The sequence below is a fragment of the Acinetobacter sp. YH12151 genome (assembly GCF_013418355.1).
In the GTDB taxonomy this organism is placed as follows: domain Bacteria; phylum Pseudomonadota; class Gammaproteobacteria; order Pseudomonadales; family Moraxellaceae; genus Acinetobacter; species Acinetobacter pseudolwoffii.
In genome coordinates this window covers 1-11,260 of sequence record NZ_VPCG01000061.1, presented here as the reverse complement: position 1 = coordinate 11,260, position 11,260 = coordinate 1, and the positions used below count along the sequence as shown (strand labels likewise).

Here is an 11,260-nt window from a genome sequence, read left to right as displayed (position 1 = left end):
TCTGGAAGTTTTGGTAATAAAGAACAAAATTCTAAAGGGCTAAATTTGAATTATTTAACAAGTGCAAAAAAATATAGTATTACTGAATATAAAAAGAATTCTTAAGTTTCTCTAAAATTAACATAATACACCTTATAAGAAATCGAAAATGGGAGTCTTAAGCTCCTATTTTGACGATATTTTTTTAAATTTCGTATAACAGCCATTATGTTAAATAGAGGGAAAATCTATTTTTAAAGTGATAAAATTATTGCAGTTATTTTAAGAATAGCTGCTTTTGATACTTGATCATCTATCCTAATTAAAAACTGTTTTTTAATAATTTGGAATATAAATAAGATTTAGTTAAAATTAACATTATTCATATAAATTAACATTATGTATTACATTTACTAATAATTTAAAATAATTAGTAGAAAAAAATTATGTTTTAATTATTTCTTTGATTATATAAGTTGAGAGTAAAAAATGATTAATACGGAATTTTCAAAGTGTATTTCTGCATGTACAAACTGTTCACTTATTTGTACTGAATGTGCAACTTCTTGTTTAAAAGAAAAAGATTTAGAGATGATGCGTGAATGTATTCAACGTTGTCTAGAATGTGCAGATATTTGTCAGTTATGTGTGCGTATGCAACAACATAACTCACCTTTCCTCAAAGAGATTTGTGAGCTTTGTGCTAAGATCTGTGAATATTGTGCGGAAGAGTGTGAAAAACATTCACATGATTATTGTAAAAAATGTGCTGAGGCTTGCCGTCAGTGTGCAGAAGAATGTCGAAAAATTGCCATGTAAAATACTTCAATAATGTTAATTATATGGCTCTAGACTAAGATAATCATTCTGCTAGTCTAGAGCCTTTCCTAAAATTAACATAATACACCTTATACGAAGCTAAAAATGGGAGCTATAAGCTCCCATTTTTAGTCTTTAATTCGCTTTTTCGCTTCGTCATAAACTATGCTATCAGCTCGTTTTCCGACGGTAATGAGCAGGATAACTACCTGATCATCTTTAACTTGATAGACAAGTCGGACACCAGCTTTTAATAATTTGATTTTATAGCAACCTGCAAGATCGCCTCTAAGCATATTCTTTGGAATATGTGGCTGCTCTATGACTTTGGCTAGTTTCTTTTTAAATTGATCTCGTATAGCAACAGGGAGTTTTTCCCATTCTGCTGTAAAGTCCTTGTGACGTAAAAGCTTATAAGTCATCTAATGTGACTTCCTCAAACATCTCTTTAGGATCATTAATGCGCTTACGGACAAGAGCTAATAATTCTTCATCTTCTTCCGAAAGCAAAGCTTTTTTGACAGGCAGTTTCCCAGTCGTAGCAACATACTCAAGAATACTAGTGAAGAAATCAGTAGGTGCAATACCTTGCTCTTTAAGGATTGAATAAGATTTTTCTTTAAGGGCTTCATCGATCCTGAAGTTAACAGTAGCCATCATATTTCCCAAGTATTTAATGTACTAGGAATATTGTAATGCAAATTGCATTACAAGTCGACTTCGCATAACAGCCATTATGTTAAATAACTTTTAGAAGCTTTAGTACAAGCTTGACAGATTGTCTTATCATTATAAAATAACCTTATTCAAATCATCCTCCCAAGAGTAACGCCAATGAAGTAAGTCATTTTCTCATCATTATTTTTAAACTTTTGATGTGCAAAATAGATTCTACTTGTGGCTATATATTCTTGGTCTCTACTTTATATCCTAAATAATATATTGTTTTTTATAAGTTAATCTTCACTATTTTGCATATCCTCTACATGAGGAATTTTTTATGCAACATGCATGTATTGCTTCAAACTTAAATTTAGAATTTTCTACACAGAAAATGTTTGATCAGCTAAACATTACGCTTTTATCAGGACAGGTTTCTGCATTAATTGGACGTAATGGTTTAGGTAAATCCCTATTGTTCAGAATATTAGATCAAAGCCAAGCTTTAGATATTCATTATAGTGGTCAAGTTTCATGGAATATCCAACATGATTATTTGGCACAATTAGAACGCCTTAATGCTGAAAATATTGCACAAGCATTAGAGGTAGATCATTTACATCATGCTTTTCGGCGTATAGAGAACAATACAGCTAGTTTTGATGATTATGAGTTAGTTGAAAATACCTGGGATTTACCACAAAAATGGCAAAATATACTTGAAAATGCTGACTTACCTACGGATTTGAACTTTCCAACAGAAAAACTGAGTGAAGGACAAAAAACAAAGCTGGCTTTATGTCGTTTGTTTTTAAAAAAGGATCACTATCTACTTTTAGATGAACCAAGCAACCATTTAGACTCAACATCTAGACAATGGTTAATTGAGAGTATTTTGGCACACCCTAGTGGTGTATGCCTGATTAGTCATGATCGCCAATTACTCAATCAAGTCCAACATATTTATGCTTTAACTGAATTAGGCTTACAACACTACAAAGGTAATTATGAGCATTACATTCAACAGCATCAGCTACACATGGATGCATTAACTCAGTCTATTAATAATGAGAAAAAAGAATTAAAGCAGTTAAAACAACGGCAACATGATAGCTTAATGAAAGCGAATAAACGTCAATCTAAAGGCAATGAACTTCGTGATTCTAATTCTCAAGCAAAGATTTTTCTAGATTTCAAAAAGGAAAATGCTGGACAAAGCTTAGGTAAGCTACGTGCCCAACAAACTCGACAAACTGATGATTTGAAAAATAGTCTGATTAATAGGCAGACCATTGTAGAAAAAATCAAAGCTCAGAAGTTTGAATTCCACTTACAGAGTACGAAGCAAGGAGAGATTTTAAGAATTCATGATTTAAAGCTACCCCATACAGCAACAAATAAAATTAATTTTGCATTGAAAGCTGGCGAAAAAATCCATCTTAAAGGTGCTAATGGAATTGGTAAATCAACCTTATTGAAATTGATTTCTACCCATCAACGTGATGATATTTTCTTTAGTGGAACATGTTTGTATTTAGATCAAAACTTTAGTTTATTAAATAATGATTTATCCGTAATCGAAAACCTTGCACTTTATAACTCCAATCTTACTGAAGTTGAGTGGAGAAATTTGTTAGGTCAGTTACGTATTCGTCGTGAAAAAGCTTTATTAAAACTATCAGAACTGAGTGGTGGTGAAAAATTGAAAGTCGCATTATTAGCAATGAGTCACTATCCTGATGGTATTGATTTATTATTGCTTGATGAACCAGAAAATCATTTAGATATTGAGTCTAGAGAGCTTCTATCGCAGGCTATTAGCCAATATCAGGGCGCTGTAATTTTAGTTTCACATGATCATTTTTTTGTTGAACAGTGTGAAATATCTGAAGAGTATTTAATTGAGTAAAATGACATTTTCAAATATATAGATTTATTAGTTCTACTAAAATTAACATAATACACCTTATACGTAATGCAAATTTTTATTTCTTATAAATCATAGTCTTATTGTATATCAAAAAGCCCAAACATCTGTGTTTGGGCTTTTTACTTGATTTTTCACGTTCCACGCTTACTTAGTGAACAATGTTCCACACTTTTGTTTAGCTAAAAATAACAATAAAACCTTACTCATCTGTAAAAACTGCCCGAGCTAAACGGCCCAATAATCCCCTTTTTTTAGGTTCCGGTTCAACGTGTTCAGGAATAGGTATACGCTTGTTGTCTTCCCCAAAAGTAGTCAATGCGTCATAGTTCGACTCAATCTCTGGCCGAGGATCTGTTGCTATATTTAGATTAGTAGATTCATTTAGCTTACTAGTATTTTCTTGTTTTGGCTGTTCTAACGTGCCTTTAAACTCAATTCTATGAGTGAGATCTTCAATATGTTGCATCAAAGACTTTTCTCTTTGATTTGCTAAATCTAACTGATTTTTGAGTAAAGAAATTTGATCTTTTAATACATTTTCAATTTCAGACTGAACGTGTACCTGTACATCCTTCTGGACTTGTTCAGTACGTGTACTGGACTGAACACTGACTGGATTGCCATAAACTCTGATAAGTTCCGATAAGTCTATAAGTCCATCATGATCTCTTGATAATTCACCACTTTTTATAGATTCATAGATTGTTGTTCTTGATTTTTTAAAAGCTTTACTTGCGTCCATTATGCTAAATTTTGTTTTGTTCAATGTAATCCCTCAGCGCGTGTTTAAGCATGTTCATCTGAACATCTTAGCTGAACATATATCTTATTTTGAATTAAATCGTACTTTTCTAGGTATAGCAGCAATTTTTCAAACTTTTTGTTCAATAGTAAAGTCGATATTGAATTCTGCTAGTTTTTCAATCCATCTATTACCTTCGTTATTTTTAAAATCAATTTTTATTCTTTCTACTAATTCGTCTGTAGTCTCACCAGATTCTTTGAATCTCAAGCTCAATTCTTCACTTTGAATTATCGTTAAATAAACCATTTTTGCAGTTATTTTATTTTGCTCTTGGTTACTACCAGTTTCACTTTGTTGATTAGCTCCAATAGTTTTCTTTTTTCTAACTATAAAATTAACATGACTAGCTTTGCGTCCTTCTTTCTTGACTGCTTTAAACTCAATAGTAAGTTCTGTTTTAGAGTTAATGTCATCAATGTGGGGTTTAAGAATAGTACTTTTGAAATCTCTATATTCTGGGTATGAATTTTCTGCCAGACCTAAAGCACTTTTTAATTCTTTGATGGATACATCGAAATTAGACCGAAATTCATTTTGTACCAAGAATGGGTAAAGTTTTAAACCGTGACCATGTAAGGCAACAGCCGATTTAACTTTAAATTTTGTATACGAATTTTGTTTATTAAAAACATACATAATGTATAGGGCAAAATGCGTGAAAGAAATATAAAAACATCCATCCTTGTATGAGCATGTACTAATGAGTCTTGTTCGAATATCTCGATCTTTTCCAGGATGATAAAAAACTACACTGTGGTCGTAGAGAGCATCTACTACTCGGTTTAAGGCTACATAAGCACTGCTTGGCTTTAAGCCCGTCAATTCAGCATATTCTTTAGCTGTTACAGTGAATTCTGTTGTTTCATTGGGATCTGATGCTAGCCGAACTTTAGGGCTAAAAAAGAATAGCAATTTTAGAATATCGTCTTTTGGTGATTTCTCATGCTTCAATTGCCAGAAAATATTTTGAAAGACAGCATAGTCTTTTGGATAACGTTTGGCAGGTGCTGAAAGAGGAAAAAGAGATTTGTCATGTTCCTCAAAATTTTTAATTTTCTTTAATGATACAGCCATCTAAAATCACTATTCTTCTATTATGTGGTGGTATTTTCAATGCTACTTACCCCCACTTATTAAGTCAAGCATATCTTGATTACCACCTAACATTTCGCCCCCACTAACCTAACATTTCGCCCCCACTAACCTAACATTTCGCCCCCACTAACCTAACATTTCGCCCCCACTAACCTAACATTTCGCCCCCACTTAAAGTCAAAAACCTAACATTTCGCCCCCACTTAAAGTCAAAAACCTAACATTTCGCCCCCACTTTAGTGTCTGAAACACTGATATAGCAATACATTGAGACTGGCCGTAAAGCTTTTTAAAAGCTTTTTAAAAGCTATTAAAAGCTTTTAATAAAGCTTTTAAAATTAGTAAATGAAAAAATAAATGAAAAATTGCCCTTGGTTTTCGCTACGCTCAAACTCTATTGAATCTCGCTTTCGCTCGATTCGTGGGGCAATTTTTAGTTAATATTCTTGTTACTTTAAGAAAAGGCAAAAGCAACTCGGAATTCGCTTCGCTCATAAGTTTTTTATGCTCGCTTCGCTCGGTCTAGGTGCAAAGATCAGCATGTGATCTACTTTCAATTTGTTGAAGCAAATATTTTAAAAAGCAGTTTTTCAGGGAGTCTAGGCGCAAATTTTCGTTGTGTCGCTCGTAGACACTCGCTAAAGAGGATCTGAGATGAGCAAAGATAAAAAAGATGAAGATTTGGTTTCTCTCTCGATGAAGAACTTCAACAAACCACGATGGTTTAGAGCCAATGAAGATGGTGTCTTTTGTGAAGTAACTTGGGAGGAGTTCTTTAAAAACCATGATGACCCAACAGGGTTAGAAGATTTTATGACAGATCGAGAGCAAGATACACCAAGAGATGTGGATTTATAGCGCATGGTTTGCTGTATTTGGCGTTTTATTGGTCATTCCTATTCTACCTATAGGTTTTAGTTTAAAGTGCCTTAAAACGCAAATGGTGAGCATTTAGACAACCCACCTCGTTTCGATATTCTGTTGGCAAGAATATCCGAGGGGGTCTAAAAAATGCTTATAACGTATGCACCGTAAAATTTTGTCGAAGTGCCGATTGCCAACCAACCAACACCAAACTTTAAAACGCTAATTTTATTCATAAAATCAGAAAATATTTATCCTATGGTGGATAACAACCTCGAAAAACTATGTCTTCAGAAGTTTAGTTTAGTTCGAGCGACCAACTCGAACAGCAGGGGAGACCAATCCCCATTTAACCTTTTTGACTCTCCTGTGGCTTTAAATCCACAGCCTTCAAGCACTATGACCATGCAGGAAGTAACACACTCAACTACAGTCCCCTATAGCCTCAACATCACTCTTTCGCAAAACCACGATTCCCTTAACAAGTCATTTCTGACAACGGTAGCTATGGTTTTTTAACCAACTTTTGATAAAACAACTCAAAAGAAAATTCTTATTGATTATCAATTTTACCTGTAATTATAGATTACTATCTATTTTACAAATAAAAACAACAACTTATTCAGAATTATTACAGTACAACTTCGGCAAAAATCTGCCTTATATGCGCTACTAAAGATCGCTCCAACACATCTATGTCGATAACTAAAAATTTAGTTATTCAAAAACTTAGGTGACAAAACCTAATGACATAAAAGTGCGTCCCAAGTTATCAATTGAAGTCTTAACAAGCAGTACGTTCATCCACTAAGTTTCTAAGCTTTTTCCTTGCTTTTCGGTACGCAGTTCCAAAATACCGATTCCGCAGCTTAAAAAATATCATCATGGGTAGAACACTTACTTAGCACAGTCGATGAGGATCTCTCCCCACCTTTAACACGTTTAAGCTATACATCGACCTTTCGAGCCAAAATGGAATGTCATCACGACAAATTCACCACCTGACCCAAAAGTGCCACTCTCGCCAGCTTTCACCTTGATCGCCTGTACCCTCTCGAATACCGCAGAAGCCATCGTGTGTGCCACGCACCTCGCCAAACCATAAAGATTCAGCGAAGAACGGTAGTTATTAACGCTACTCTCCATCTATGGATTTCACTCACTATTTCTTCAAAAGCAGGATTTCAGCCCTTTCAGCCTAGAATGGGGTTTAACCCATTCGCCACCTTTCGGTGATTCCGTTTCCTTGTCGCCCAACTTCAAGAACCAACAATGAAGTGGATTGAGTAGAATTTGAGGGTAGGCAAAAGCCACCCCTCATCAGCCCTCATCAAAGCGTACCGAGCTACGTTTCCGCAGCAGTCCGCTTCGTCAAGCAGTTTTCAGGCTGTCAACCTTTCCACTGTGAGCTGTTGAAAATCAAAATTTTTAGTGTGCCTAACGGCACACTAAAAAACGGTTAGGTCTTTTAGGTGCGTTGGTCAGACACACTTCACAACTGATGAGAAAATCATAATGCACAAAAAATATGCTGTCTAGGTGCGTTCGCATGGAACTACTTATTACCCTCTTACAAACACCGTCTAGAAGTCCTTAAAACTTGCTTCGCAAGTTCACCATAGCTTCGCTATGGAAAAAGCAAAAAACAGCTAAAAACCAAAAATCCTTTTACTCGATTACAATGCTAGTTTTTGATCAAAAAACAGCGTATTTTGTGAATTAACCCTTGATAACAATGATTGGAAATATTTTGGATGATAATTTTTAGTCCACACACAAAATTTACAATGCAACGGCTCGCTGACCATGTTGCCAATGGCGCATATTTTTATTTCAGCTTTGAGTACGACAGTTCTAAGAAATCCATTGAATCCGTTTTGGATAAGATGACAGAGCGTTATGAGTTGGGTATTTCACCAAGACAGCGTTCTTACCGCCTAGAAAAGGGTCATCCTATTTGCACGATGATCGTGCAAAGAGATGTCTTTAATGAAAATAAATGGTTTCTGTATTGCTTATTCACTACGCCTACAAGTAGAGATTTCAATACTTTCAACGGTATTGAGATTAATAAACTTGCCAAAGAGTCGGAGCGTTTGAAGATTCAGACTCTTAAAGAGAAGTACAAAGGCTTTAAGTGGGATCTTGATTCGATCTCAGCAGAAAAGACCTTGATTGCAGACTACTTCAAAGATAATGAGCCAAAACAATTTGTCTTAAAAAATCCAATTGCTGTCAAACCTACTGCCCTGGTGACTATGGAGCTTTTTAGAGATACGCATAAGACTTATAAACAGCTCATCTTGGGTGATGAAAAAGACTACAAAGACAGAGTAAGGGCTTATACGTGGACTTGGCGATATACAAAGCAAAGTATTGAAAAAATTAAAACTAAATTTACTGATTCTATTAATAAATTGGCTAGTCAAAAAAATAGTTCTCTAGCAGAGAAGAACCGAGCCGACATTAAAAATCTATTCCTGATGGTTGAAACATGGTCTGTTTTCAAAGCAAGCCGTTCCCAAGCAGGGCAGATTATCCATTTTGCACAGCGTTTTTTAAAGTACAGGTCTAAGAAGCAGAAAACATGGATGCAGATGGAAATTGCTACACCACACTTGACCTATCTACCCCGATTGCCGACCTATGCGGATACGATCCATGAATATAATTACAGACGTAATCTTTTTGATGAATATGGTGTGGAAGTGCCTTTGAAACTCATTAAAGACTACTATGGTGGTGGCTATTACAACATACCGATTCAAGCCTATGTAGCTAAAGAATTAGAAATGCGTGAGAATGGCAAAGCCATTGCTCAAAAAGCGGATGAGCTTTACTTACAAGTGCTTGAAAATGAGTAAATCCGCTAAGAGAAGCTATTAAATACGGACTTTGAATAGGTTCTAACATGCAAATTTCGTATAAGAGATTTTATGTTAAGTAGGATTTTAGGATCTATAAAAAGGCGAAACCCCGAGAGGGATACTAGATCTGTCTCGGGGCTCTAATCTTTTGTTGATAGCGCGTGTCAATATGACAGAGGGGCAACTATAGAAATATGTCTATATATCAACTACTTTTTTGTGTTGATATACTTGAAGGTATGTCAACATATAAACATTTTAGGTACTTTAATGGCTCAAAGTCAAGTTCCATTTACATATCTTAATGATGGTCAAGAAATCATTAATCATTTATCTGATAAAAGATTTGGAACATATTTGCAAAGAGCTGGTTTTAATAAAGATTATGCATTTGAGCTATATCTTTATAATGCTAGATTAGCTAAGGCTTTCCTTTTTCCTCTTCAAATTCTAGAAGTTACTGTTCGAAATACAATTAATGAGCTCCTCATACAAAAGTTTGGAGAAAATTATTTTTTTAATCAAGTCTTTATAGACATACTCAATGAATATAGTGAAGGCTCATTAAAAAAGGCAATTAGTAGGGCTAAAACTAATAAAAATTGTGACATTGTTTCGACTTTGACTTTTGATTTCTGGTCTAATTTATTTCGCGATGAGTATGATCGTCCTCTATGGCAGGTAAATCTTCACTCTATTTTTCCTAAGCACATTTCAAGGAAAGATATAAAAACAGATTTAGAGCGTTTAAATCATTTAAGAAATAGAATTGCTCATCATGAACCAATTTTAGATCTCAATCTCAGTAATCTTTACTCTAGATTATTGAATTTTCTAGATATGATCTCAGAAAATGTACGAAAATGGGTACAGCACTATGGAACTGTTAATGAAATGCTTCGTACAAAACCATCTTCTAAAGGTGGAAAAGGACCTCTTTTTCAGGATAGATGTGATTCTAATTTCCATATTATTTCTGAAAATCTTTCAATAAATCAGTTACCACAGAAAGCATTTCTTCTTTATAAAAAAGATGAAATTGAATCAGTATTTGAAAAGTCTGATATAGCACTTTATGTACTATCTCTATCAAACGAAGATTGTGAGTTAATTGTTGATTTAAATGATATAAAAATTGAAGATGTATTAGCTTCATTGAGATTAAAAAGTAATTTCCAAATATGTGGTGGAAATGAAAGTTTTGCTATTAGTAATCAGCTTTTTAAAAGTGAGCGCGTTAAATTTCTAATAGTTTGTGATAAAAGTGATGTTATAGGGATTATTAAAAAATCTCACAGAAGATATTAAATTTTGCAGAGGAAAATACTTTGGGTGAAGTTCAAAGAGGTTTAATTACATCTTCTTATTCGTTTGCATCCACAGATAATGGTATTTCACTGTCTAGTGCGCTTACTTTAGATGATATGAAGTATTTTTCTTTATATTGGGATCATATAGTAGTCCCAGCTAATAGATTGATATATATAGGGTTGCCACAGGAAGAAATTTTTAAATCTGTTGGAATACTATATAGACCTACTACAAACTTACAATCATTTTCGACTGATAAGGGCCCTGAGCTATCTTTAAAGGAACTAGATGCAACCTTAAATTTCATGAAGTCTCAAAAAAAGGATACTTCATGGGCAATGCATCATTTTGGGATAGAACCATTTATTCATCCTGACCATCGGATCAAAAAAGATATTTTAAAGTTTGAGCTATTTAATGCTCTCCCAACACCGTCCGCTAATACTAACTTAATTGATATTTTAGAGTTCAAATATCGTAGACATGATGAGTTAAACAGGCTTCATATTTCTCTCAATAGCTTATATGAAAAAATAGCTACGTCAGATGATATTGATGCTATGCGACTTGATATGAGAATCGAGTTAAAAGCAAGTATTGATGATCTAAATAAATCATTTAAAGAACGTTTTGGAGAGGGGCTGAAACGCAACTTAAAATTAGAGTTTGATGTTAGTTCAACTAGCATTATGGAAGCTGTTAAAAATGTTCCCGCAGGATTGTTCTGTGATTCCATGACAGGAATGACAATTCCACTAGGAACATTAGTTGCTGTAACTTCACCTTTTGTCAAAGTTGGTTGGTCTGGAAGTTTTGGTAATAAAGAACAAAATTCTAAAGGGCTAAATTTGAATTATTTAACAAGTGCAAAAAAATATAGTATTACTGAATATAAAAAGAATTCTTAAGTTTCTCTAAAATTAACATAAT

General features: G+C 34.1%; 11 protein-coding genes. 6 read left to right on the top strand and 5 right to left on the bottom strand.

The window, feature by feature from the left end; translation table 11 throughout:
• Positions 1–468 precede the first annotated feature (468 nt).
• Complete coding sequence (locus tag FTU82_RS14510) at positions 469–798, top strand: four-helix bundle copper-binding protein (RefSeq protein WP_004827037.1); 330 nt, start codon at positions 469–471, stop codon at positions 796–798.
• Positions 799–926: 128 nt separating this feature from the next.
• Here the strand turns inward: FTU82_RS14510 and FTU82_RS14505 are convergent, their stop codons facing one another.
• Positions 927–1,220 (bottom strand): type II toxin-antitoxin system RelE/ParE family toxin, encoded by a 294-nt coding sequence (locus FTU82_RS14505; RefSeq protein ID WP_000221358.1) that lies wholly within the window; start codon positions 1,218–1,220, stop codon positions 927–929.
• On the bottom strand, positions 1,210–1,455 hold the full coding sequence (locus FTU82_RS14500) for a type II toxin-antitoxin system RelB/DinJ family antitoxin (protein WP_000246755.1): 246 nt from the start codon (positions 1,453–1,455) through the stop codon (positions 1,210–1,212). The genes FTU82_RS14505 and FTU82_RS14500 overlap by 11 nt, the downstream gene beginning before the upstream one ends.
• A 343-nt stretch (positions 1,456–1,798) precedes the next feature.
• Here FTU82_RS14500 and FTU82_RS14495 point away from each other — a divergent pair, with 343 nt between their 5' ends.
• Positions 1,799–3,367 carry an ATP-binding cassette domain-containing protein gene (locus FTU82_RS14495; RefSeq protein ID WP_159124549.1) on the top strand — a complete coding sequence of 523 codons (1,569 nt, stop codon included), beginning with the start codon at positions 1,799–1,801 and terminating at the stop codon, positions 3,365–3,367.
• Positions 3,368–3,587: 220 nt separating this feature from the next.
• Here the strand turns inward: FTU82_RS14495 and FTU82_RS14490 are convergent, their stop codons facing one another.
• Positions 3,588–4,154, bottom strand: coding sequence for a plasmid replication DNA-binding protein (locus tag FTU82_RS14490; RefSeq protein ID WP_225531289.1), 567 nt, complete (start codon positions 4,152–4,154; stop codon positions 3,588–3,590).
• Positions 4,155–4,259: 105 nt separating this feature from the next.
• Positions 4,260–5,267 (bottom strand): replication initiation protein, encoded by a 1,008-nt coding sequence (locus FTU82_RS14485; protein WP_004967300.1) that lies wholly within the window; start codon positions 5,265–5,267, stop codon positions 4,260–4,262.
• 675 nt (positions 5,268–5,942) lie between these two features.
• Here FTU82_RS14485 and FTU82_RS14480 point away from each other — a divergent pair.
• Positions 5,943–6,146 (top strand): hypothetical protein, encoded by a 204-nt coding sequence (locus tag FTU82_RS14480; protein ID WP_004968112.1) that lies wholly within the window; start codon positions 5,943–5,945, stop codon positions 6,144–6,146.
• Positions 6,147–7,094: 948 nt separating this feature from the next.
• Here FTU82_RS14480 and FTU82_RS14475 read toward each other — a convergent pair.
• Positions 7,095–7,238 (bottom strand): hypothetical protein, encoded by a 144-nt coding sequence (locus FTU82_RS14475; protein ID WP_180015695.1) that lies wholly within the window; start codon positions 7,236–7,238, stop codon positions 7,095–7,097.
• Positions 7,239–7,906: 668 nt separating this feature from the next.
• Between FTU82_RS14475 and FTU82_RS14470 the strand changes: the two genes are divergently transcribed.
• The 3 genes from FTU82_RS14470 (at position 7,907) to FTU82_RS14460 (ending at position 11,238) form a co-directional block, all read left to right on the top strand.
• A complete protein-coding gene (locus tag FTU82_RS14470; RefSeq protein ID WP_004968110.1) occupies positions 7,907–9,016 on the top strand; it encodes a hypothetical protein in 1,110 nt (369 codons plus the stop codon).
• A gap of 273 nt (positions 9,017–9,289) precedes the next feature.
• A complete protein-coding gene (locus tag FTU82_RS14465; protein ID WP_086222754.1) occupies positions 9,290–10,327 on the top strand; it encodes a hypothetical protein in 1,038 nt (345 codons plus the stop codon).
• A gap of 20 nt (positions 10,328–10,347) precedes the next feature.
• Positions 10,348–11,238: a DUF6236 family protein gene (locus FTU82_RS14460; protein ID WP_171264949.1), complete on the top strand. Its 891-nt coding sequence runs from the start codon at positions 10,348–10,350 to the stop codon at positions 11,236–11,238.
• Positions 11,239–11,260 lie beyond the last annotated feature (22 nt).